Source organism: Methylobacterium sp. 275MFSha3.1 (genome assembly GCF_900108435.1).
GTDB lineage: Bacteria > Pseudomonadota > Alphaproteobacteria > Rhizobiales > Beijerinckiaceae > Methylobacterium.
This window is the reverse complement of the sequence record NZ_FNWP01000008.1, coordinates 129,832-153,785: the sequence shown is the minus strand read 5'-3', so window position 1 is coordinate 153,785 and position 23,954 is coordinate 129,832. Positions and strand designations below refer to the sequence as shown.

Here is a 23,954-nt window from a genome sequence, read left to right as displayed (position 1 = left end):
TTCGTTCGTCGGATCAGTTCGGGCGCCGGCCCTGCAGCAGGGCGCGGGCCCGTTCCAGGTCGGCGGGGGTGTCGACGCCGAGCGGCAGGTCGTCGACGATGGCGGCATCGATGCGCATGCCGGCCTCGAGGGCCCGCAGCTGCTCCAGCTTCTCCCGCACCTCCAGCTCGCCGGGCGGCAGGGCCACGAACCGGCTGAGCGCCGTGCGCCGGTAGGCGTACAGGCCGATATGGTGCCAGAGGGGCCCGTCGCCCCAGGGCGCGCGGGCGCGGGTGAAGTAGAGGGCGCGCAGGCGCCCGGGACCGACCGCGTGGCCGACGAGCTTGACCACGTTGGGGTTGTCGGCCTCGTGCGGATCGGTGATCGGCGCGCAGAGGGTGACGATGTCGACGGTGCGGTCGGCGAGCGGCGCGACGGAGGCGCCGATGATCGCCGGGTCGATGGTGGGCAGGTCACCCTGCACGTTGACGACCACGTCGTGGCGGCCCTCCGGATCGACGATCTCCAGGGCCTCGGCGAGGCGATCGGAGCCCGACGGGTGGTCGGCCCGGGTCATCACCGCGAGGCCGCCCGCGGCCTCGACCGTGCGGGCGATCTCCGCCGTGTCGGTGGCGACCACCACCGGGCCGATCCCGGCCTCGACGGCGCGGCGCCAAACGTGGACGATCATGGCCTCGCCGGCGATGTCGGCCAGCGGCTTGTTCGGCAGGCGGGTCGCGGCGAGGCGCGCCGGGATCAGGACCAGGGGATCGGACATCGAGATTCGGATCCGGATGCGCGGATCGAGCGGCCGCGACGGGAGGCGGCCGGCTGCTTAACAGGCCGGCCCCCGGTTGTCGTCCCCCGGGAACGGGCCTGCGGAAACGGGCCGGGCCGCGGTGGAGAAAAGGTGCCACCCGGTGACAAGCTGGACAATTCGGTGGAACAATCCTGCGCCGGAGCGACGCGGAACGCCCCTGCGGCATTGTCAGGAGCCGCCCGGAACCGCTAAGGCAACCTCGAAATCTTCCAATGTCCGGTGTCCGAGCCCGCTCGCCCGTGTCAGGCGCGCGTTCGGCACGGCCGAGTTGCGAGAAGAGCATGAACTCGTTCGAGGTGAACAAGGTCCTGGGTGCGGTCCTCGGCGCCCTTCTGTTCGCGGCCGGATCGGGTTTCGTCGCCGAATTGATCTACCACCCGAAGCCGGCGGGCAATGCCGGCTACGACCTGCCCGAGCCGCAGCCCGAGACCGCCGCGGCGGCGCCCGAGGCCAAGGTCGAGCCGATCGCCGTCCGCCTCGCGAGCGCCAATGCCGAGAAGGGCGAGGCCGGCACCAAGGCCTGTCACGCCTGCCACAGCTTCGAGAAGGGCGGCCCGAACAAGGTCGGTCCCGACCTGTACGGCATCGTCGAGCGGCCGAAGGGCGGGCATGCGGGCTTCGACTACTCGGCGGCCATGAAGGAGAAGGGCGGCACCTGGACCTACGCCGACCTCGACGAGTTCCTGACCAACCCGAAGGCCTACGTGAAGGGCACCAAGATGGCCTACGCGGGCATCGCCGCGCCGCAGGAGCGGGCCAACGTCATCGCCTACCTGCGGACGCTCGCCGAATCGCCGAAGCCGCTGCCGGCCGTCGAGAAGACCGACGCCGCGCCGGCGGCCACGCCCGCCGCGGCCAAGCCCGAGGACAAGCCCGCCGCCGACAAGCCGTCCGCCGACAAGCCCGCCGCCAACAAGGCGTCCGAGGGTAAGGACAGCCCGGCCAAGCCCGCCGATACCGGCACCGCCAAGCCGGTCGAGGCGAAGTCGCCCGGCAGCCCGCGGACGACTGGCGAGTCGAGCGACCGCAACGCGCCGGCTCCCCCGGCCAGCGCACACGACAGCGACCAGCAGGGCCAGCCCTCGAGCCTGATCCCCGCCGAGCCGACCGCGCCGACGGCGCCGGCCGCCAAGGAGCCGGCCGCGAAGGCCAATCCCGAGGCCGTCGAGCGGGCGAAGGATCTGGAGGTCGGCGGCCCGACCAAGGATCTGAACGCTCCGCTGCCGACCCCGCAGCCGCTGCCGAAGGAGTAGACGGCACGGCCGGGTGCGGGGCCGGGCACGGTCCCGCCCCTCGCGTGCCTGGCGCGTTCCGCCGGCATGGCTCCGGGCGTGGCCCTTGCTCTAAGGCGGCTGCGCCCCGGCATCCGGCCGGATCGAGAACCGCGTAGGGCCCCTTGACTGATCGACGTCCCGCCGTGCCGGAGCGCCGGGCCCCCCTGCCGCTCCTCGTCGCCGTGACCATGACCGGGACGGTGGCGCTGCACATCTTCGTGCCGGCGCTGGCGGCGGCGGCCGTCGACCTCGGCACCAACGCCGCCGGCGCGCAGCTGACGATCACCGTCTACCTGATCGGGCTCGCGGGCGGTCAGCTCCTCTACGGGCCGCTCTCGGATCGGTACGGGCGGCGCCCGATCCTGATCGGGGGACTCGGCCTCTACCTCGCCGGCCTGCTGCTCGCGATCCCCGCGCCCAACATCGGCGTCCTGCTCGTCGCCCGCGTCCTGCAATCCCTCGGCGCCTGCGGCTCGCTGGTGATCGGCCGGGCGATGGTCCGCGACGTCTCGACCCGCGAGGACGCCGCCCGGAAGCTCGCGATCCTCACCACCGCGATGACGCTCACGCCCGCGCTGGCCCCTGCGATCGGCGGCGTGGTGAACGAGGTCTTCGGCTGGCGCGCGGTGTTCGTGGTGCTGGCCGGCCTCGTCGCCGTGCTGGGCGCGCTCGTGGTCTTCACCCTGCCCGAGACCAACCGCCACAAGGTGGCGCTGCCGGGCTTCGTCGCTGTCCTGTCCGGCTACCTGCGGCTGGTGCGGGTCCCGGTGTTCCGGGCCTACCTGGTGGCGGGCGCCTGCGGCGGCACCAGTCTCTACGCGTTCCTGGCGGTGGCGCCGTTCCTCCTCGTGGACCGGCTCGGGCGCTCTTCGCAGGAGGTGGGCTTCGACTGCCTGATCGTCGTGTTCGGCATGGTCGGCGGCGCCGTCCTGGCGAGCCGGCTCGCCGCCCGGGTGCCGATCCGCAAGGCGGCGCGGAGCGGCAACCTCCTCTGCATCGGGGCGGCGCTGTCGCTGCTGGTCGTGGACCGCACCGGCATGCTCGGCGTGGTCAGCCTGATCGTGCCGCTCTTCGTCTACGCGGTGGGCGTCGGTCTGCTCAGCCCCAACGCGGTGGCGGGGCTGATGAACGTCGACCCGCACGCCGCCGGGTCGGCCTCCAGCCTCTACGGCTTCACCCAGATGACGTTCGGGGCGCTGTTCACGGCCGCCGCCTCGGCGTGGCCGGCGACCTCGGCGACGCCGGTGGCGCTGGCGCTGCTCGCGGCCGGGCTGATCGCCGCGCTGGCGCTCCGGCGGGCCTGAGCGGGGTTTCGAACGGTCGAGCGCCAGCCCTGGCGGCGCTCGCTGCTCGGCGGACCCGTCGGCCCCCTCTGTCATCGCGAGCGCAGCGAAGCGACCCAGGGTCAGCGCGCCCTCCGCAAGTGTGGCGCTACTGGATTGCTTCGCTTCGCTCGCAATGACGGCGGCTGCGTGTGGGTTGAGCTGAGCCATTCACGCGCATGCAGAAGACCAGCCGGGTGCGGATCGAAATCACCGTCAGAGAGCTGAGGCACGCCCGCCGGGCCCCGTTTCAGGTCCTGACCGCCTCGATCGGGCCCGACACGCCCGCACGGAACTCCGCGGCCAGTTCCAGCCACAGAAGGCGCGCCGGGTCGACCGGCCCCGGCAGGGTCAGGCGCCCGGGCGGAACCGGCGTGAAGCCGAAGCGGGCGTAGTAGGGCGCGTCGCCGACGAGGATCACCAGACCTTCTCCCGCCCGCCGGGCCCCCTCGATCGCCGCGCGGGTCAGGGTGCCTCCGATGCCGCGGCCCTCGAAGCTCGGATCGACCGCCAGGGGTCCGAGCATCACGAAGGGCGTCGCCCCGGTCCGCACCGGACCCATCCGGACCGAGCCGACGAGGAAGCTGCCGACGGAGGCGGTGATGCCGAGATCGATCCGCTCGGCCGCGCCCTCGCGGAGGCGGTAGGCGGTGCGGGCGAAGCGGCCGGGACCGAAGGCCCGGGCATGGAGGCGCTCGATGGCGGGGGCATCCTCCGGCCGCTCCGGCCGGATGACGAGGGACAGGTCGGTCACGGGGTACTCGCGGGTCGGACGGGCGCCGCGTAGCAGCGCGGGGCTCGCCCCGCAAACCGCCGCGCTACTCGGCGGCGGCCAGGGCGGGCCGCGCGCCGCCCTGCGTCAGCCTCAGGAAGCCCAGGGCCGCGAGCCAGATCACCGCGCCGCAGGCGGCGGCGACGCCGAGGACCAGCGCGAAGCCGCCGCGGTCGTGCAGGAGGGCGATCGCCGGCACCACGAAGCCGCTCGCCGTGAAGCCGACGAAGTAGCGCACGCTGTAGGCGCGGGCCCGGTAGGCGGGCGGCACGTAGCGGGCGATCATCGCGTCGTTGATCACCACCTGCCCGTAGATCGCCGTCATGGCGAGGACGAGCCCGGCGAGCAGCGGCAGGCCGGTGGAGACGGCCGCGATCCCGAGCCCGAGCGGCTGCAGCACCGACAGGGCCACGAACAGGGAGGGCAGGCTGTAGCGGTCGATCAGCCGGCCCATGGCGAGCTGCATCAGCGCGCCGAACAGGAAGACGCCGGTGGCGATCGAGCCGGTCAGCGCCAGCGGCAGCGCCTGCCCGACGCCCTCGTCGATCACCTTGGGCAGGCTGATCGTCGTCAGGTTGAAGGTCAGGCCGCCCGCGAAGATCGACAGGGCGAACATCGCCATGAGCGCCCAGGGCCGGGTGACGGGGATCACCGCCGCGCCGCCGGCCTTCCTCCCCGCGGCGTCGCCGTCGCCCGGGACCAGGGCCACGAAGGCGGCCCCGCTGGCGAGGCAGACGAGGCCGGGAACGATGAAGGCCGCGCGCCAGCTGACCGTGGCGGCGAGCAGCGCGGTCAGGCCGGAGGCCGAGGCCGCGCCGAGATTGCCCCAGACGCCGTTGATGCCGAGATCGTGCCCGAGCCGGCGCGCATGGGTCACCAGCATGGCCGAGCCGACCGGGTGGTAGATCGCCGAGGCGAGCCCGAGGACGCAGAGCCAGAGGGCGAAGCCCAGCGGCGTCGAGGCGCTCGCCACGCCCAGGCAGGACAGGCCGTAGCCGAAGAAGAACACCGCCAGCATGTTGCGCCGCCCGAACCGGTCGGCCAGCGAGCCCATCGGCAGCGAGCACAAGCCGAAGGCCACGAAGGCGCCGGTGGCGAGCCCGATCAGCTCGCCGTAGCCGAGCCCGGTCTGGGCCGCGATGGCGATCACCGCGGTCGGGTAGATCAGCAGCACGAAGTGGTCGAGGGCGTGCGCGACGTTGACGAAGCGCAGGGTGCGGCGGGACAGCGTGTCCGAATCCATCGCGGCGTATCCTCCGGGACGGCACCCTGATAGCCTGACCCGATGGCGGTGTTGGGCCGGATATGTACGCGAACGGGCCAATCTCGACGGAGGCGCGCGGCGCCGCGGGGCGGTCGACCGAGGCGGCCGACTATCAGGACGTGCCCCGCCCGGTCGCGGTGATGCCCAAGACCTACGCGGCCGGGATGCATCTCGCCCGGCACTTCCATCCCCGGGCGCAGCTGCTCTACGCCACGTCCGGGCTGATGATGGCGTTCGCGGAGGACGGCACCTGGGTGGTTCCCGAGGGGCACGCCCTCTGGATCCCGCCGCTTCTGCCGCACGCGGTCGCGACCCACGGCGCGGTCGCGATGTGCTCCGCCTATCTCGATCCCGCCGCGGTCCGGTCCTTCGCGGCGAGCTGCCGGGTGATCGCGGTGTCGCGGCTCCTCGCGGCCGCGCTCACCGCGCTGGCGGAGGAGCCGGTGCTCTACGCAGAAGCGGGTCGCGGCGGCCACCTCGCCGCCCTGGTGCTCGACGAGATCGGCCGGGCCCCCGCGACGCCGCTCGCGCTGCCGCTCCCGCGCGACGCGCGCCTGCGCCGGGTCTGTCTCGCGCTGATCGAGGATCCGGCCTCGGAGGCCGATCTCGACGCCTGGGCCGACCGTGCCGGGGCGAGCCGGCGCACGCTCACGCGCGGGTTCCGCGCGGAGACGGGCCTCAGCTTCGGCGACTGGCGGGCGCGGGCCCGCGTGATCCGGGCGCTGGCGCTCGCGGCCGAGGGGCGGCCGCCGCGGGCGGTCGCGGCGGCCGTGGGTTACCGGAGCGCGCAGGCGCTGCGGACCACCGTGGCGCGGGTGCTCGGCCCGGAGCGCCCGCTCGGCGGCGGGGTCGGCGTGAGCGCCGCTTAGGCTGCCTGTCGGGGCTCCTCGAAGAGCTCGTCGGCCGGGCCGAAGAACTCGAACTTCACCCGCTCGGCCGGGACGCCGCGGCGCAGCAGGCCGGTGGCGAGATCCCGCAGGAACGGCTTGGGACCGCACAAATAGTAGGTCGCGCGGTCGTGCGGCGTGTGCTCCGCGAGCCAGTCCGCCGTGATCAGGCCCTGGACGTCGTAGTGCTCACCCGGCCGGTCCGCGGCTTCGGGCTCCGCGTAGAACGTCACGAGCGTCGCGGCGCGGGCCCGCGCCGCGAGCGCCCGGGCGTGGTCGCGCAGGGCGTGGACGCGGCCGAACAGGGCGCCGTGGACGTACCAGGTCGGCCGGTCCGGGCTGTCCGCCGCGATGGTCTCGAGCATGCTGATCATCGGGGTCAGCCCGACGCCGCCGCTGACCAGCACCACGGGCGCGTCACTCTCGGTGTCGAGGCTGAAGTCGCCCGCCGGTGCGGCGACCTTCAGCACGGTGCCGGGCCGCGCGTGGTCGTGCAGCCAGTTCGAGGCGATCCCGGCCGGACGGCCCGGCGCCGCCTCGCGCTTGACGGTGATGCGGTAGGCCCGGTCGCTCGGCGCGCAGGACACCGAGTAGTTCCGCTTCAGCACACCGCGGCCCGGCAGGTCCAGGAGGAAGCCGAGATACTGGCCCGGCCGATGCCGCAGCACCGGGCCACCGTCGGCCGGCACGAGGACGAAGGAGCGGATCGTCTCGCTCTCCTGGGTCACGCTGTCGACCACGAAGTCGCGCCAGCCGTTCCAGCCGCCCGGCTTGGAGGCATGGTCGCGGTAGATCGCGGCCTCCCGGCCGATCAGCAGTTCCGCCAGGAACCAGTAGGCCTCCCCCCAGGCCGTGGCGATCTCCGGCGTGGCGGCCTCGCCGAGGACATCCCCGATCGCGCCGAGGAGGGCGTCGGCCACGTGCGGGTAGTGCTCCGGCAGGATGTTCAGGGCGACGTGCTTCTGCGCGATGCGCTCGACCGCACCCGCCAGGACGCCGAGATTGTCGATGTTGCGGGCGTAGGCGAGCACGGCCTGGGCCAGGGCCTTCGGCTGAGAGCCGGTCTCGCCGTGATGGGACTGGTTGAAGAGATCGCGGATCTCGGCGTTCTCGAAGAGGCGCTCGTACATGCGCTTCGTGATGGTGAGGCCGTGGGCCTCCAGGGCCGGCACGGTGGCCTTGATGAGAGCGACGGTGGCGGGGGAGAGGGGCGCGGGCATGGCACAGCTCAAAAGGTGCATACGACATGCTTCTTTTAGCACCCCCTCGAAAAGATGCAAGGGAAATACATCTTATAGGGACGGTGCCTGTTCGCCTGCCTGCGGTGGTGCCGGTCCGCGGCTGCGCGTACGGACTCGGACCGCGGCGGACATCGCATCGCCCCACGGCAGGGATCGTCTTCTGGAGTTGAGATGCGCCTGACCCGCTACACGGATTACGCGTTGCGCACGCTGATCTACGTCGGGCTCCACGAGCCCGAGCAGAGTTCGATCGCCGGGATCGCGCGCGCCTACGGCATCTCGGAAAATCACCTGACCAAGGTGGTCCACCAGCTGGGTCGGCTCGGCCTGATCCGGACGATCCGCGGCCGGGGCGGCGGCCTTCGGCTGGCGAAGCCGCCGGAGGAGATCGTCGTCGGTGCAGTGGTGCGCCAGACCGAGGACGACCTGGCGCTGGTCGAGTGTTTCGGCGGCGGCGCCTGCGCCATCACGGCCCCGTGCCGGCTCCGGCGGGTGCTGGGCGAGGCCCTGGCGGCGTTCCTCGCCGTCCTCGACCGCTACACCCTGGCGGACCTCCTCGGCGCGCCGGACGGCGACGCCATCGCGGCGCTGCTGGGCCTGGCCGGCCCCCCGCGCGACGAGCCGCCGGTGCCGGCCGGCGCCGCGAGCCTCCCGGAGGCCTGAGGCTCCGCGCGGCGCGCGGTCAGGTCGCCCGCGCCGAGAAATCGATCCGCGGGTCGATCCAGACGTAGATCAGGTCGGACAGCAGGTTCACCGCGAGCCCGAGCAGCGAGAAGATGTAGAGCGTTGCGAACACCACCGGGTAGTCGCGCCCGACGATCGCCCGGAACGACAGCTCGCCCAGGCCGTCGAGGGAGAAGATCGTCTCGATGAGCAGCGAGCCGGTGAAGAAGGCCGAGATGAAGGCGCCCGGAAAGCCCGCGATCACGATCAGCATGGCGTTGCGGAACACGTGCCCGTAGAGCACGCGCCGCTCGGACAGCCCCTTCATCCGCGCGGTCAGCACGTACTGCTTGCGGATCTCGTCGAGGAACGAGTTCTTGGTCAGCAGGGTCGAGGTGGCGAAGGCGCCGATCACCAGGGCGGTCAGCGGCAGCACCATGTGCCACGCGTAGTCGGTCACCTTGTGCCAGGGCGAGAAGCTCTCCCAGCCCTCGCTGGTCAGGCCGCGCAGCGGGAACCACTGGTAGAACGAGCCGCCGGCGAACAGGATGATGAGCATCAGCCCGAACATGAAGCCCGGGATCGCGTAGCCGATGATCACCACGAAGGAGGTCGCGCGGTCGAAGCGCGTGCCGTCCGCCACGGCCTTGCGGATGCCGAGCGGGATCGAGATCGCGTAGGACAGCAGCGTCATCCACAGGCCCAGCGAGATCGAGACCGGCAGCCGCTCCTTGATCAGCTGGATGACCGTGACGTCGCGGAAGTAGCTGCGGCCGAAATCGAACCGGACGTAGTCCCAGAGCATCATGGCGAAGCGCTCGGGCGCCGGCTTGTCGAAGCCGAACTGCTTCTCGAGCTTGGCGATGAATTCCGGGCTCAACCCCTGGGCGCCGCGATAGCGGGAACCGGCGTCGCCGCCGCCGCCCGACGGCCGGCTGGCGCCGCCGAGGTCGCCCGAGCCGCCGGTGACGCGGGACATGGCCCCGTCGCGCTGGCCCTGGAGCTGCGACAGCACCCGCTCCACCGGTCCGCCGGGGGCGAATTGCACGATGGTGAAGGTGATCAGCATGATCCCGAACAGGGTCGGGATCATCAGGCCGATGCGGCGCAGGATGTAGGCGAGCATGGCGTCAGTCCCGCCCGATCCGCTTGGCCTTGTCGGCGTCGAACCACCACGTCCCGGGGGCGCCGAGGTCGTATTTCGGCGGGGTCGCCGGGCGGTCGTACACGTCCCAGAGGGCGAGGCGATGGGTCGAGGCGTACCACATCGGCACCCAGTAGCGCCCGGCCCGCAGGACCCGGTCCAGCGCCCGGCAGGCGGTGGTCAGGTCCGCCCGCGACGTCGCGTCGGCGACGGCGGTGAGCAGCGCGTCGATCGCCGGGCTGGCGATCCCCGAGAGGTTGTTGGAGCCCGCCGTCCCGGCGGAGCGGGACCCGTAGGTCTCGCGCAGCTCCGCGCCGGGGGTGAGCCCGCTGCTGTAGCGGCGCGGCGTGACGTCGAAGTCGAAATCCTTCAGCCGCGCCTGGTACTGAGACGGGTCAACCGTGCGCAGGCTCGCCCTGATGCCGAGCAGCCCCAGGTTGCGGATGAAGGGCTGCGTGACCGCCTGGAAGACCGGATCCTCGTCGAGGAACTCGAGGGTCAGGGGCTGGCCGCCGGGGAGCAGCAGGTTGCCGCCCTGGCGGGTGCAGCCGGCCTCCCGCAGGAGCGCGTCGGCGCGCTTCAGCAGCGCCCGGTCCTGGCCGGACCCATCGGAGACCGGCGGCGCCCAGGCCTCGCCGAACACCTCGGGCGGCAGGTCCTTGAACGGCTCCAGCAGGGCGAGCTCCTCGGCCGAGGGCTTGCCGGTCGCCTTGAGGTCGGAATTCTCGAAGAACGAGGCCGTGCGCGCGTAGGCGCCGTACATCAGGTTGCGGTTCGACCATTCGAAATCGAAGCACAGGCCGATCGCCTCGCGCACCCGCGGGTCGCGGAACGCGGCGCGGCGGGTGTTGATCCACCAGCCCTGCGTGCCGCTCGGCCGCGCGTCCGGCACCGTCTCGCGGACGACGCGGCCCTCGGTCATCGCCGGGAAGTCGTAGCCGGTCGCCCAGACCCGGGCGGTGAACTCCTCGCGGAACGTGAAGGCACCGCTCTTGAACGCCTCGAAGGCCACGGTGCGGTCGCGGAAATACTCGTAGCGGATCGCGTCGAAGTTGTTCTGGCCGACATTCACCGGCAGCTCGGCGGCCCAGTAATCCGGGACGCGCTCCAGGCCGATGGACCGGCCCGGATCGACGGTGCCGACCCGGTAGGGACCGGAGCCGAGGGGCGCCTCCAGGGTCGAGGCCTCGAAGTCCCGGCCGGCGTAGTAGGCGGCGGAGAAGAGCGGCAGCTGCGCGACGAACAGCGGCAGGTCCCGGGCGCGGCCCGGCTCGAAGGTCACCACGAGCCGCCCGTCGCCCGCGGCCCGGGCGTCGGTCATGGGCCGGATCACCTCGGCGATCTCGGGGTGGCCCTTGTCGCGCAGGAGCTTGAGGCTGAAGGCCGCGTCCCGCGCGGTCAGCGGCGAGCCGTCGTGGAACCGCGCCTGCGGGCGCAGCGCGAAGGTGTAGGTCAGGCCGTCCGGGCTGACCGTGACGGCGCGCGCCACCAGCCCGTAGAGGGCGTCCGGCTCGTCGAGGGCGCGGACCATCAGGCTGTCGAAGGTCAGGGGCATGCCGGCGGCCCCGTCGCCGCGCAGCACGTAGACGTTGAGCGTGTTGAAGGTGTTGAGCGACTGATTGCCGGTCGTCGCGGCGAGCTGCGCCGAGAAGCGCCCGCCGCGGGGCGCCATCGGGTTCACGTAGTCGAAATGCGCGAAGTCCGGGCCGTATTTGAGCTCGCCGAAGCTGGACAGGCCGTGGCGCTCCTGCGCGTCGGCGGCCCGGGCGGGGCGCCACGGCGGCATCGCCGCGAGGGCGCCGGCCCCGAGGACCAGCCCGCGCCGGGTCGGCATCCCGGGACCGCCCGTCAACGGGGCGCCCCGGTCTTGGCGGCGAGCTTCTCGTCGTACCACCACGTCGTCGGGAAGCCGGAGCTGGCGTAGAGCGGCAGGATCGCCGGGTGGCCGAACCGGTTCCAGCGCAGCGTCCGCTGCTGGTCGGAGGACCATTGCGGGACGACGTAGTCGTGGGCGAGGAGCACCCGGTCGAGGGCGCGCGTCGCCGCGACCACGGTGTGTCGGTCCTTGGCGAAGATCACCGTCTCGATCAGGGCGTCGATGCCGGGATCCTTGATCCCGATCAGGTTGCGCGAGCCCGGCTTGTCGGCCGCCGCCGAGCCCCAGTACTCGCGCTGCTCGTTGCCGGGCGAGAGCGACTCGCCCCACGACGCCGTGGTGACGTCGAAGTCGAAGTTGCGGATGCGGTTCTGATACTGCGCCTGGTCGATGACCCGCAGGGTGGCGTCGATGCCGATCAGCTTCAGCTGCGCCGAGAACGGCAGGATGACCCGCTCGAAGGTGTTCTGGAACTCCAGGAACTCGACGGTCAGCGGCTCGCCGGTGGCCTTGCTGACCATCTTGCCGCCGCGCAGCTCGTAGCCGGCCTCGCGCAGCAGGCCGACGGCCTCGCGCAGGTTCCTGCGCACCGCCTCGGGGCCGTCGTTGACCGGGTTGGCGTAGGGGGTGGTGAAGACCGAGGCCGGGACCTTGTCCCTGACGCTCTCGAGGATCGCCTTCTCCTCGCCCTCCGGCAGGCCCGAGGAGGCCAGCTCCGAGCCGAAGAAGTAGGAGTTGATGCGCTTGTAGAGGCCGTAGAACAGCGCCTTGTTCATCTCCTCGTAGTTCATCGCCAGGTTGAAGGCCCGGCGGACGCGCGGATCCCTAAACTTGTCCCGGCGCGTGTTGAACGCGAAGGCCTGCATGATGCCCATGCCGCGCTCGGGGAACGCCTCCTTGATCAGGCGGCCCTCCTTCACGGCGGGGAAATCCTCGTAGGCGGTCGCCCAGTTCCGGGCGATGTTCTCGACCCGGAAATCGTAGAGATCGCCCTTCAGCGCCTCGACCAGCACGGTGCCGTCGCGGAAATACTCGTAGCGCTCGGTGTCGAAGTTGTAGCGCCCGGCGTTCACCGGCAGGTCCTTGCCCCAGTAATCGGGCACGCGGGTGTAGGTGGTGGTGCGGCCCGGCTCGAACTTCGCGAGGCGGTAGGGGCCCGAGCCCAGCGGCGGCTCCAGGGTCGTCTCGGTGACGCTGCGCGCCTTGCCGTTGGAATCCTTGGCGGTCCACCAGTGCTTGGGCAGGACGCGGAGCTGCCCGATCACCTGCGGCAACTCGCGGTTGCCGGTCTCGGTGAAGGTGAAGGTCACCTCGCGCGGCCCGGTCACCTCGGCCTTGGCCACGGTCTGGTAGTAGGCGGCGTAGAACGGGCTGTTGGCCTTCAGCACGTCGAAGGACCAGACCACATCCTCGGGCGTGATCGGCTTGCCGTCGTGCCAGCGGGCGTTCTCGCGCAGCCGGTACGAGACCGAGCCGAGATCGGGGGCGATCCGCACCGCCTCGGCGAGCAGGCCGTAGGAGGTGAACGGCTCGTCCGACGACTCGGTCATCAGCGGATCGTAGATCTGCTGGATGCCGTTCTCGAGGTCGCCCTTCAGGCCGGCGACGACGATGTTGAAATTGTCGAACCCGCCCTGGGCCCCGAACCGGACCATGCCGCCCTTGGGGGCTGCCGGGTCGGCGTAGTCGAAATGCTTGAAGTCCGGGCCGTATTTCGGCTGGCCCATCAGCGTGATCGCGTGGGTCCACTGGCCGTTGGCGGCCGGCAGGGTGGCCGGCACGGCAGGCTGCGTCGACGGCATCGCGGCCGGTTCCTGCGCACGGGCCGGGGCGAGCTGGAGGCAGGCGACGAGGAGCGTCGCGGCGAGGAGGCGTCCAGTCACGGTCTGCGCTGTCACGGGCAGGCTGTCTCCGTTGGTTCGAGCCCGCGCCGGACGCGGACTCTCTCGACATGTCAGGGGGTCATAGGACGCGGACCGCCGCCCGTCGACCATGCGGGAGCGCACAGGGCCGCACGGGTCCGAAGGCGCGCCCAGCCGCAAGTCCGCGTCACGCCGCCCGCCCCCGCCGGCCCTCGACCAGCCACATGGCGAGCAGGGCGGCCGCCAGCGCGGCCAGCGCCGCGAGGCCGAGCGCCAGCGGGTAGACCTCAACGCCGCGGATGTTGGCGCTGTCGCTCGGCCGGAAGCCGATCCAGTCGCTGCCGGCGAGGCGGCCGCCGCGCACCAGCGCGAGGCGCGGCACCTGGATGCCGCCCGACTCGGCGACCCGGCGGACCGAGCCGCCCGACCCGTCGGCCGCGGCCTTCAGGCGCTCGGTGTCGCTGAACACGTCGGCGAGCTCGCGCGGGTTGGCCGGCCCGACGCTGACGAAGGCCACGAGGTTGCCCGACCGCAGGGTGTGCAGGCCCAGGGTCTCCGCGTCGAAGGTCGCGGTGAACAGGCCGGGCTCCTGGGGCTTGAGCGTCAGCGTCGTCACCTTGCCGGTGGGGCCCGTCACTGTGACCGGCTCGGCCTGGTCCGCCATCGTCTGGCGCTCGACCCGCACCTCGCGGCCGCGCCCGGTGGTCTGGGCGCGCAGCGCCTCCTCCTCCAGGGCCGGCTCCTTCATCAGCCAGTGGCCGAGGCGGCGCAGCAGGTCGAGATAGGGGCCGCCCTCCTGGTAGCCCCGCGCCCAGAGCCAGGCGTGGTCGGACAGGAGCAGGGCGACGCGGCCCTTGTCCTCGCGCGACAGAGCGAGCAGCGGCAGGCCCTCGGCCCCCGACAGGATCGGCTGGATTCCCGGCCGGGTCCGGGCCTCGACGATGCGCAGCCAGTCGCCCCAGGCGGGCGGGTTCGCGTCCGAGCCCGGCAAGGCGCGGGTCACCGGGTGGCGCTGGCCGACCTGCGTCGGCGTCGCCTTGTAGGGCTTCTCAACGACCCGGCCGTCGGGGTCGCCGGGCAGGATGCCGGCGAGCCGGGTGCGGGCGAGGCTGGCCGGTCCGGCGAATTCGGGTCCGGCGGCGATCAGCAGGGCGCCGCCCTCGCGGACGTAGCGGACGATGTTGTCGAAATAGGCCTGCGGCAGCACGCTCTGATTGGCGTAGCGGTCGAAGATGATCAGGTCGAAGTCCTTGATCTTCTGGACGAACAGCTCGCGCGTCGGGAAGGCGATCAGGGAGAGTTCCGAGATCGGCGTGCCGTCCTGCTTCTCCGGCGGCCGCAGGATGGTGAAGTGGACGAGGTCGACGTTGGCGTCCGACTTCAGGAGGTTGCGCCAGGTGCGCTCGCCCTGGTGCGGCTCGCCGGAGACGAGCAGCACCCGGAGCTTCTCGCGGATGCCCTCGATCGGTAGGACCGCCCGGTTGTTGACCGTGGTGAGCTCGCCCGGCAGCGGCTCGACCTCGATCTCCACCACGTTCGGGCCGCCGTGCTCGATGCGCAGGTTGAGGGCGAACGGCTTGTCGGTGGCGACGTCCCGCCGGCCGATCTCCTCACCGTCGCGGCGCACCGTGACGACGGCGTGGCCGGTGCCGCCGCGCTCCATGACCTCGGCGCGGATCGTCAGGTCCTTGCCGACGATGCCGAAGCGGGGCGCCTCCAGGAGCTTGATCTGCCGGTCGCGCTCGTCCGGGTGTCCCGTGACGAGGACGTGGAGCGGCGCCTTGATGCCGAGCTGCGCCAGCGAGGACGGGATGTCGTGCACCACGCCGTCGGTGAGCATCACGATCCCGGCGAGGCGCTCCGGCGGGACGTCGGCCAGCGCCTGGCTCAGGGCCGTGAACAGCTTGGTGCCGTCGTCGCCGTCCTTGGAATCGGGCACGTCGATGAAGCGGGGCTCGATATCGGTGAGCGCACCGAACCGGCGCTGCAACTCGGCGCGGACCGCGTCGGTCATCTGCGGCCGGTCGCCGAGCTGCTGGGACCCGGACCGGTCAACCACGATGGCGGCGACGTCCTTCACGGGCTCGCGGTCTTCGCGCACCAGCGCCGGGTTGGTGAGCGCCGCCAGCACCAGGGCGAGGACGAGGACGCGCAGCAGCGCGGTGCGGCCCCGGGCCAGGACGGCGAACACCGCCAGGACGGCGACGATCGCGCCGAAGACCGCGATGGCCGGCCAGGGCAAGAGGGGCGTGAAGCTGAGGCTCAGCATGGGGCGGAGCGCTCCGGATCCGTGAGGCGAGGCCGCGTTTCGTGCTGGGCGCCGCTCCGTTCACACAACGGCCCGGGCGAGCGCGACGGGCTCCCTCTCCTGTGCGGGAGAGGGATGGGGTGAGGGACGATACGCTTCAGGATCGAGCACGCCGTCGATGTGCCGACAGCGCGCGCCACGTCCGGACAGGTCTCACCCCTCACCCTGTCCCTCTCCCGCACGGGAAAGGGAATCCGCGCCCTATGCAGCCGCCGCATCACCGCGCGCCCGCTTCGGATCGGCAGGCGCGCCGCGCGGGGAGAGGATGCGGCCTCGCGCCGCGTGTCCGAACCCATCATCACTGCCCCAGCCGCTCCAGCAGCGCGGGCACGTGGACTTGATCCGCCTTGTAGTTGCCGGTGAGCGTGTACATCACGATGTTCACGCCGCCCCGGAACGCCATCTCGCGCTGGCGCTGGTCGCCGCCCACGACCGGGTAGAGCGGCTCGCCCCGGCGCCCCACCGCCCAGGCGGCGGCGAGGTCGTTGCCGGTGATGATGATCGGGCTCACGCCGTCGCCGGCGCGGGCCGGGCGGCGCTCGGCGCCCTCGGCGGCGGGCGGCAGCGCCTCCACCCAGGTCTGGCCCGTGGCGTAGCGGCCGGGGAAGCTGTCCACGAGGTAGAAGGCCTTGGTCAGCACGTGGTCGAGGGGCACCGGCTCCAGTTCCGGCACCTCGAGCGTCGCCAGCATCTTCCGGAGATAGGCTCCTTCCGGGGTGGGCGGCCCGCCCGGCCGCGCGGTGAGCGCGTCGCGGGTGTCGAACAGGACCGTGCCACCGTTGCGCATGAACGCGTCGATCTTGCGGATCGCGACGTCCGAGGGCTGTGGCCGGTTCGGGGCGATCGGCCAGTAGATCAGCGGGTAGAAGGCCAGCTCGTCCTTCGCCGGATCGATCCCGGCCGGCTCGCCCGGCTCCAGCGCGGTGCGCGCGGCCAGCATCTGGGTCAGGCCGGTGAGGCCGGTGCGGCTCGCCTCGTCGACGGCGGCGTCGCCCGTGATCACGTAGGCGAGGCGCGTGACCAGCGCCGACTCGATGCCGTTCGGCCGGTTGGCCGGCGGCTCCTCCGCGCGGACCGGGCGCGCCGGCAGGGCGGCGAGCAGGACGAGGCCGGCGAGGGCCAGCACGGCCGGCCGGCCGCGCAGGCGGGCCGCCAGACCGCCGCGGCGCAGGAAGCCGCCGAGCCACAGCCCCGCCAGGGTGTCGAGCGCCAGCAGCAGCAGCGCCAGGGTGAACAGGCTCGGCCGCAGGTCCAGGGTCTCGGCGCCGGCGAGGGACCCGAACCGGGCGCCCTCGAGCGCGGCGGTGTCGAGGGGCTTCAGCCGGTCATCCGGTTTCAGGGCGTTCACGCTGATGCCTCCGTCCGGCGGGCCGTAGAAGCCCGGCGGATGTTCGAGGTTCGCCCGGTCGGCGTAGTCGGCCGACACCGCGGTGGCCGAGGCCGGGGGCGATCCCAGCGCGCCGAAGCCATCGAGGGTCACCCGCGGCGCGAGCACCGGGGCGGCGGCCCGCGTCGCGTCCCCCTGGACCGGCGCCGCGGCGCCGGCCAGCGCCACCACGCGCCGGAGCATGTCGATGAACAGGCCGGAGAGCGGCAGGTTGGACCACGTGGTGTCGGCGGTGACGTGGAACAGCACGATCGTGCCCTGGCCGCGCTTCTGCGCGGTGACGATCGGCGTGCCGTCCTGGAGCGACGCCCAGGTCCGGCTCGGCAGGTCGCCGTCCGGCTCGGCCAGGATCTGGCGGCGCACGCCGATATCGGCCGGCGGCGTCAGGCCCGCGAAGGGGCTCTCGGGCGGGAAGGGGGCCAGGGTCTTGGGGCTGTCCCAGGAGAGCGTGCCGCCGAGGGTCCGGCCGCCCCGCCGCAGCCGCACCGGCACCAGCGGGTCGTTGCCGGCGGCGAGCCGCGGGCCAGCGAAGCGCAGCAGCATCCCGCCGTCCTTCACGAAGCTCTCGATCCGCGCGGTGGTCTTCTCGTCGAGCGCGCCGACATCGGCCAGCACGAGGACCGAGACCTGATTGTCGAGGAGCTGGTTGATCGAGTCCGCCGTGCCCTTGGCGCCCCGCGGCTCCTGCACGTCCGCGAAGGGCTGGAGCGCCCGCGACAGGTAGTAGGTCGGCGCCAGGAGAGGCTGCGCCTGGTCGAGGGTGCCGCCGAACACGAGCCCGACCCGGCGGCGCTTGCCGCGCTCGTCCTGCAGCACCACGGCGCCGGCCGAGCGCTCGCCCGCGATCTCCAGCCGGCTGATGCTGTTGCGCAGCTCCACCGGCATCTCGAAGGTCGCGTCCGCCTCGGTGGCGTCGGCCCCGAAGGCGAAGTCGCGCTCGGCGAGCGGGAGGCCCTTCTGGTCGAGCGCCCGGATCACGCCCGCGTCGCGCCCGTTCGGCGCCGCCCGCAGGACGTGGGTCACGAGCTTGCCGGCATTCTCGGTGGCGGTGAGGGCGAGGGCCGGCGGCCTGTCGGCCCGCAGCACCGTGAGGGCCGCGCCCCTGTCGCCCGCGAGGTCGGCGAGCCCCTTGGCGAAGCGCGTGTCGCCCGCGCCGGCGACGCCGTCGCTGATCCAGACGAGGCCGGCGCCCCGGTTCTTGTCGAGGAAGGTCTCGATCGTCGCGAGATGCGCGTCGCGGGCGGGGAGGATCGGGCGCGGCGCGAGGGCGCGCAGGCGCTCCAGGGCGGCGGCCGGCGTCTTCGCCTCGAAGGCCGCGGGGGCGTCGGCGAGGCCGATCACCGCGACGGGCCGTCCGTCCCGGGCGGCGCCCTCCACGGCGTCGGTGGCGACGCGCAGGCGGTCGCGCCAGTCGTGGGCGGCGGGAAAGCCGTTGTCCAAGAGCACGAGGAGCGCGCTGCGCCCGCCCCCGGCCCCCACGCCCCCGGCGTTCCAGACCGGGCCCGCGACCGCGAGGATCAGGGCGGCGGCGATCAGGAGCCGCAGGATCAGCAGCCAGGGCGGCGTGCGCGCCGGGGTCTGCCGCTGCGGGATCAGGTCGGCGACGAGCTTGAGCGGCGGGAAGTTGATCCGGCGCGGGCGCGGCGGGGTCACCCGCAGCAGGAACCACAGGGCCGGCAGGCCGATCAGGGCGGCGAGCGCCAGCGGCGCCGCGAAGGTCAGACCCAGCATGGCGGCCTCACTCGGTGCCGCGGGCGGCGATCAGCGTGGCGAGCCGCAGGGCCGCCTCGCTCGCCGGCCGGTCGGTGCGGTGGATCGTCAGCGTCCAACCCTGTCCGCGGGCGATGGACGCCAGCGCGGCCCGGTGCTCGGCGATCCGGGCCCGGTAGCGCGCGCCCCAGGCGTCGGCGTCGCCGATATCGAGACTGAGGCCGCCCTCGAGATCGTGCAGGACGGCCTGGCCGGTGAACGGGAAGGTCTCCTCGATCGGGTCCGCCACCATGAGGAGGTGGCCGCGGCTGCCGCGGCCGGCGAGGCTCTGCACGGAGGCCGCGATCCGGTCGGGCTCGGTCAGGAAGTCGCCGATCAGCACCACCTCGTCGAAGCGGGCGGGGCTGGCCCGGGGCGGCAGGTCCTGGGTGAGGCCGGCCGTGTCGGCCACGAGCGCCTGGGCCAGGCGCTCGACGATCCCGCGGGAGGCGCTCGCGCGGGTCAGGCCGAGCAGGCCCACCCGCTCGCCGCCCTCCACGAAGGCGTCGGCCAGGGCGAGGCCCAGGATCAGAGCGCGCTCGATCTTCGGGGCCGAGGCGAGGTCCGACACGAAGCCCATCGAGGCCGAGCGGTCGATCCACAGCCAGATATTGTGGGCCGCCTCCCATTCGCGCTCTCGGACGTAGAGCCGGTCGTCCCGGGCCGAGCGGCGCCAGTCGACGCGGGCCGCGGCCTCGCCGGTGACGAAGGGGCGGAACTGCCAGAAGCTCTCGCCCGGCCCGGCGCGGCGGCGGCCGTGGAGGCCGTGGGCCAGCAGGCTCGACACGCGACGCGCCTCCAGGACGAGGCGGGGCATCTTGTCGGAGAGGGCGGTCGCGCCCTCGCTCTCGCGCCGGCCGGGGGTGCGCCTGCCGGCGTCGAGGGCGTTCGTCGCGACCAAAGTCAGAGCTTCTCCGCGAGCTTGGCGATCAGGCCCTCGATGGTCTCGCCGTCGGCGCGGGCGGTGTAGCTCAGCGCCATCCGGTGCTTGAGCACCGGCTCGGCGAGCGCCTTCACGTCGGCCACCGACGGCGCGACCCGGCCCTCGATCAGCGCCCGGGCGCGGGCTGCGAGCGTCAGCGCCTGGCTGGCGCGGGGGCCGGGCCCCCAGAGGAGCTTGTCCTTCACGATGGCGTCGCCGCTGTCCGGCCGGGCGGCGCGCACGAGGTCGAGGATCGCCTCGACCACGGCCTCGCCCACCGGCAGCCGGCGCACGAGGCGCTGGGCGGTGAGCAGCTGCTCGGTGGACATCACGGCCCGCGGGCGCGCCTCGTCCACGCCGGTGGTCTCGATCAGGATCCGCCGCTCGGCGGCGCGGTCGGGGTAGCCGACGTCGATCTCCAGGAGGAAGCGGTCGAGCTGCGCCTCGGGCAGGGGATAGGTGCCCTCCTGCTCGATCGGGTTCTGGGTGGCGAGCACGTGGAACGGCCGCGGCAGGTCGTGGCGGGCGCCCGCCACCGAGACGTGGCCCTCCTGCATGGCCTGCAGCAGCGCCGACTGCGTGCGCGGGCTCGCCCGGTTGATCTCGTCGGCCATCAGGAGCTGGGTGAAGACCGGCCCCTGCACGAACCGGAAGGCCCGGCGGCGCTCGGCGTCCTCCTCCAGGATCTCGGTGCCGAGGATGTCGGAGGGCATCAGGTCGGGCGTGAACTGCACGCGCCGCGCGTCGAGGCCCAGCACCGTGCCCAGCGTCTCGACCAGCTTGGTCTTGGCGAGGCCCGGCAGGCCGACCAGCAGGCCGTGGCCGCCGGCCAGGATGGTCACGAGTGCGAGATCGACCACTTTCTCCTGGCCGAAGATCACCCCGTGGATCGCCTCCCGCGCCGCGCCGACATCGGCGAGGCAGCTCTCCGCCGTCGCCACGATGCCGTCGTCCAGGGTGGTGGCCGGGCTGATCCCCTGCGTCATGCCGATATCCATCTCCTGCCCGGGCCCCGCGGGACCCGCCGGCCAATCCCGCAAGTGTGGGGCTTCAGGTGCCGGGCTGGCAAGGTCGGGATCGCCGCACGCCCGTTCGCGGCCGCGTTGGCGGCGTCCGGCGCCCTCGCCGAGACCGGAGCCGCCCGCGATGGGTCGGACGCCGATCCCGCCCCGCTCTTGGCGTGGGCGACCCGGACCTTTAGGAAGGCGCCCAAGCCGGGGCGATCCTCACCCGCGACCGCCGGACCGGCCGAACCCTCTGATGTCTCTCGCGGATCGCGGCGTGGGCAGCTTTGCGGGCTTCCCGCGTATCCGGACCTGACCATGCGCCTTCGAGATGTGTTCGTCGTCGGATCGTCGGAGAAGGCCGGCCTCGCAGGCGCGGCGCAGTCCCTCGCGCGCCCGCTGACCCGGCGCCTCAAGGGCCGCCGCCGCACCGAACCCCGCCAGGCGGACCTCGTCCGCGCGGTCAAAGAATCCGGCCTGTTCGACCCGGCCTGGTACGCGAGGCGCTACCCCGACGTGGTCGGCGAGGGGATCGATCCGGCGGTGCACTACGCGGTCCACGGCGGGCGCGAGGGGCGCTGGCCGCACCCGCTCTTCCACGGCGACCTCTACCTCGACTCCGTCCCGGGCCTCCGGGCCGAGGGCACCAACCCGCTGCTCCACTACCTCGACCGCGGCGCCGCGGCGGGCATCCGCCCCAACCCGCTGTTCGATCCGGACTGGTACGCGACGCGCTACCTCGGCGGCGCGGAGCACCGCGCCCGGGCGTTCTCCGACTTCCTGTCGCGCAGCGACACCGACCCGTCGCCTGAGTTCGACACCGCCTGGTACCTGTCGCGCTATCCGGATGCCCGCGCGGCCGGCGGCAACGCGCTGAGCCACTTCTTCGAGACCGGCCGGAAGCAGGGCTACCTGCGCAACCCGGAGGAGTTCGCCGGCCTGTCGCGGCACGTCGACCTGATCCGGCGGTCGGGCCTGTTCGACGCCGCGTTCTACCGCGAGCGCTGCCCCGAGGCCGAGACCAGCGGGCTCGAGCCCCTGGAGCACTACGTGATGGCCGGCGGCTACCGCCGCTACGCGCCCCACCCGCTGTTCGATCCCGACTGGTACGCGGCCCAGTCCGCCGCGGTGCGGGCCGACAGCCTCAACCCGCTGGTCCATTACCTGGAGCACGGCGCCGCCGAGGGCCTCGACCCGGGGCCCTGGTTCGCCACGCGCTGGTACACCGAGACCTACCTTGAAGACGACGCGGCCGACGGCGCAGCGGGGCAGAACCCGCTGGCGCATTTCCTCGCCGACGGGGGCCGCACGACGAGCCCGTCGCCGCGCTTCGACGCGCCCTGGTACCGCGCCCGCTACCCGAAGGTCGCGGCGCTCGGCCTCAACCCGCTGATCGACTACGTCACGACCGGCCTGGAGGCGGGCCGCCTGACCCGCCGCGTCCCCGGGGCCGCGGTGCCGGAAGCCTCCGACGCGCGCCTCTCCTGCCTGAAGCGCGAGCCCCGGCGGCACGGCCGCACCGCCCTGTTCATCACCCACTGCCCCGAGGGGCGGATCCGCGGCCACGTCGAGCCGTACCTGCGGGCGTTCGCGGAGAACGGGACCGACCTCGTCCTGATCATCGCCGCCGACCAGCACAAGAACGCCGTGCCGCAGGCGATCCTGGATCTCTGCGCCTCGGTCTACCTGCGTGAGAACAGCGGCTTCGACTTCGCCGCCTGGGCGCATGTCCTCCTGGAGGACACCGACCTCCTCGATTCCGAGACGCTCTACCTCGCCAACGACAGCCTCGTCGGGCCCCTCGACCGCGACGACTTCGCCGGCCTGCTCGCCAAGATCGACGCCTTCCCGGAAGCGGTGATCGGCCTCGCCGACAATTTCTACTATAGCCACCACCTCCAGAGCTTCTTCCTGGCCCTGAAGCGGCGCTGCCTGTCCTCGTACGCGTTCAACCACTTCCTCCTGTCGGTGGCGAACTGGCCGGACAAGAACGCGGTCATCACCGAGTACGAGCTGACCTTCTCGCAGCGGATGCGGGCGGCCGGGCTCGGCATGCGCAGCCTGTTCTCGGCCCAGAACAAGCACATGTCGCTGGTCAACGACCCGCGCAACAATCGCACCCTGTTCGACTGGGAGAACATGCTCAGCCAGGGCTTCCCGTTCGTGAAGCGCTCGCTGCTGGGCGAGCACGCCGCGATCGGCGGGGCGGCGGTGCGGGAGGCGATCGCCGAGCGCGGCTTCGACCTCGACCGGCTCGACGTGACCTACACGTATCCGGGCGCCAAGATCTGGGCCGACCTGCGCCGGCCCCGGGCGCCGGAGCGGCCGCTGCGCGTCGCCTACGTCTCGCCGATGAATTACGCCAACGGCCTCGGCGTCGCGGCCCGGAGCTACGCCCGCGCCCTGCATCGGACCCCCTTCGCGCTGAACGTCCACCCGATGGAGCGGCCGTTCCACGTCCACGCCCGGGTGGCGCCGGCGTGGCAGGCCCGGACCTTCTCGGGTCCCGCCGACGTCGCGCTGGTGCATTTCAACGGCGACAGTTGGCACTCGCTGATGAGCGACCGGCAGCGGGCGATCGCCGCCGAGGCGCGGCTGAAGATCGGGCTGTTCGTCTGGGAGACCTCCCACGTGCCGGGCGGCTGGCTGCCGACCGTCGACGGCCTCGACGCGATCTGGGCCCCGACGGAGTTCTGCGCGGCGATCTTCCGGCAGATCACCGACATCCCGGTCGACGTCGTGCCCTACGTGGTCGAGAACGAGGCCGGCGAGCCGGTGAGCGCCGCCGCCAAGGCGAACCTGCGCAAGGCCTTCGCGATCGACCCGTCCAAGCGGGTGATCCTCTACGCCTTTGACGGCTCCAGCTACCTCGCCCGCAAGAACCCGCACGCGCTGATCCGGGCCTTCCGGGCGGCGGGTCTCGGGCAGGCCGGCTGGCAGCTCGTGCTCAAGACCAAGCACGTGTTCGACCTGCCCGAGGAGGGCAAGAAGCTCCTCGACCTCGTGGGCACGTCCGGCGACGTCGTGGTGATCGACCAGCCGCTCTCCCAGAACGAGCTCGGCGCGCTGTTCGATCTCTGCGCGGTCTACGCGTCGTCGCACTCCTCGGAGGGCTTCGGCCTGACGATCGCCGAGGCGATGGAGATGGGCAAGGTCGTGGTCGCCACCGATTACGGCGGCTGCCGCGACTTCCTCGACGCCACCTGCGGCTTCCCCGTGAAGGCCGAGGTCACGGCCCTCGACCAGACCTACGGCCCGTACCTGCGCGGCGCCGAGTGGGGCCAGGTGGACGAGGCGGACCTGACCCGGGCCCTCAACGACGCCGCCCGGGCGGTGACCGGCGGCGACGCGGCCCGGATCGGCGCCGCCGCCCGGGCGCGCATCCGCGAGCGCCTGTCCATCGGCGCGGTGGCGCGGGCCATGGAGGCGAGCCTGACCCGCATCCTGGCCGCCGAACGGTCCTGAATCCCCGGAGACGCG

At 72.8% G+C, this 23,954-nt stretch carries 16 protein-coding genes; 5 read left to right on the top strand and 11 right to left on the bottom strand.

The annotated features are described in order from the left end of the window. Window positions 1-13: 13 nt before the first annotated feature. A complete protein-coding gene (locus BLW78_RS11475) occupies window positions 14-757 on the bottom strand; it encodes a 3-deoxy-manno-octulosonate cytidylyltransferase (protein ID WP_091679586.1) in 744 nt (247 codons plus the stop codon). A 323-nt stretch (window positions 758-1,080) separates the two neighbouring features. On the opposite strand from BLW78_RS11475, the gene BLW78_RS11470 reads away from it, so the two are divergent. Then, window positions 1,081-2,052, top strand: coding sequence for a c-type cytochrome (locus tag BLW78_RS11470; protein ID WP_091679584.1), 972 nt, complete (start codon window positions 1,081-1,083; stop codon window positions 2,050-2,052). 164 nt (window positions 2,053-2,216) lie between these two features. Beyond that, on the top strand, window positions 2,217-3,377 hold the full coding sequence (locus BLW78_RS11465; RefSeq protein WP_091679581.1) for a multidrug effflux MFS transporter: 1,161 nt from the start codon (window positions 2,217-2,219) through the stop codon (window positions 3,375-3,377). A gap of 268 nt (window positions 3,378-3,645) precedes the next feature. Here the strand turns inward: BLW78_RS11465 and BLW78_RS11460 are convergent, their stop codons facing one another. Both BLW78_RS11460 and BLW78_RS11455 read right to left on the bottom strand, forming a co-directional pair. Beyond that, window positions 3,646-4,149, bottom strand: a complete 504-nt coding sequence (locus BLW78_RS11460; RefSeq protein WP_091679579.1) for a GNAT family N-acetyltransferase — start codon at window positions 4,147-4,149, stop codon at window positions 3,646-3,648. Window positions 4,150-4,213: 64 nt separating this feature from the next. Continuing rightward, window positions 4,214-5,410, bottom strand: coding sequence for an MFS transporter (locus BLW78_RS11455; protein WP_091679576.1), 1,197 nt, complete (start codon window positions 5,408-5,410; stop codon window positions 4,214-4,216). Window positions 5,411-5,472: 62 nt separating this feature from the next. Here BLW78_RS11455 and BLW78_RS11450 point away from each other — a divergent pair, with 62 nt between their 5' ends. Next, complete coding sequence (locus BLW78_RS11450) at window positions 5,473-6,300, top strand: AraC family transcriptional regulator (protein ID WP_091679575.1); 828 nt, start codon at window positions 5,473-5,475, stop codon at window positions 6,298-6,300. Here BLW78_RS11450 and hmpA read toward each other — a convergent pair. Beyond that, on the bottom strand, window positions 6,297-7,538 hold the full coding sequence (gene hmpA / locus BLW78_RS11445; protein WP_020092632.1) for an NO-inducible flavohemoprotein: 1,242 nt from the start codon (window positions 7,536-7,538) through the stop codon (window positions 6,297-6,299). The two genes, BLW78_RS11450 and hmpA, sit on opposite strands and share 4 nt — an antisense overlap. Window positions 7,539-7,730: 192 nt before the next feature. On the opposite strand from hmpA, the gene BLW78_RS11440 reads away from it, so the two are divergent. Further along, window positions 7,731-8,222, top strand: a complete 492-nt coding sequence (locus tag BLW78_RS11440) for an Rrf2 family transcriptional regulator (RefSeq protein ID WP_020092631.1) — start codon at window positions 7,731-7,733, stop codon at window positions 8,220-8,222. Window positions 8,223-8,241: 19 nt separating this feature from the next. Here BLW78_RS11440 and BLW78_RS11435 read toward each other — a convergent pair whose 3' ends face one another. The 7 genes from BLW78_RS11435 to BLW78_RS11405 form a co-directional block, all read right to left on the bottom strand. Beyond that, on the bottom strand, window positions 8,242-9,348 hold the full coding sequence (locus BLW78_RS11435; protein WP_091679572.1) for a microcin C ABC transporter permease YejB: 1,107 nt from the start codon (window positions 9,346-9,348) through the stop codon (window positions 8,242-8,244). Window positions 9,349-9,352: 4 nt separating this feature from the next. Next, window positions 9,353-11,200 (bottom strand): extracellular solute-binding protein, encoded by a 1,848-nt coding sequence (locus tag BLW78_RS11430; RefSeq protein ID WP_091679570.1) that lies wholly within the window; start codon window positions 11,198-11,200, stop codon window positions 9,353-9,355. Between the two features lie 14 nt (window positions 11,201-11,214). Further along, the gene (locus tag BLW78_RS11425) at window positions 11,215-13,140 is read right to left on the bottom strand and encodes an extracellular solute-binding protein (protein WP_091679568.1); all 1,926 of its coding nucleotides are present in this window, start codon (window positions 13,138-13,140) and stop codon (window positions 11,215-11,217) included. A 151-nt stretch (window positions 13,141-13,291) separates the two neighbouring features. Continuing rightward, window positions 13,292-15,373, bottom strand: coding sequence for a hypothetical protein (locus tag BLW78_RS11420; RefSeq protein WP_091679565.1), 2,082 nt, complete (start codon window positions 15,371-15,373; stop codon window positions 13,292-13,294). 337 nt (window positions 15,374-15,710) lie between these two features. Then, window positions 15,711-18,530, bottom strand: coding sequence for a DUF4159 domain-containing protein (locus tag BLW78_RS11415; RefSeq protein WP_091679563.1), 2,820 nt, complete (start codon window positions 18,528-18,530; stop codon window positions 15,711-15,713). A 7-nt stretch (window positions 18,531-18,537) separates the two neighbouring features. Continuing rightward, window positions 18,538-19,449 (bottom strand): DUF58 domain-containing protein, encoded by a 912-nt coding sequence (locus BLW78_RS11410; protein ID WP_091679560.1) that lies wholly within the window; start codon window positions 19,447-19,449, stop codon window positions 18,538-18,540. Between the two features lie 2 nt (window positions 19,450-19,451). Then, window positions 19,452-20,456: an AAA family ATPase gene (locus tag BLW78_RS11405; protein ID WP_026604846.1), complete on the bottom strand. Its 1,005-nt coding sequence runs from the start codon at window positions 20,454-20,456 to the stop codon at window positions 19,452-19,454. Between the two features lie 336 nt (window positions 20,457-20,792). Here BLW78_RS11405 and BLW78_RS11400 point away from each other — a divergent pair, with 336 nt between their 5' ends. Continuing rightward, the gene (locus tag BLW78_RS11400) at window positions 20,793-23,939 is read left to right on the top strand and encodes a rhamnan synthesis F family protein (RefSeq protein WP_091679558.1); all 3,147 of its coding nucleotides are present in this window, start codon (window positions 20,793-20,795) and stop codon (window positions 23,937-23,939) included. Window positions 23,940-23,954 lie beyond the last annotated feature (15 nt).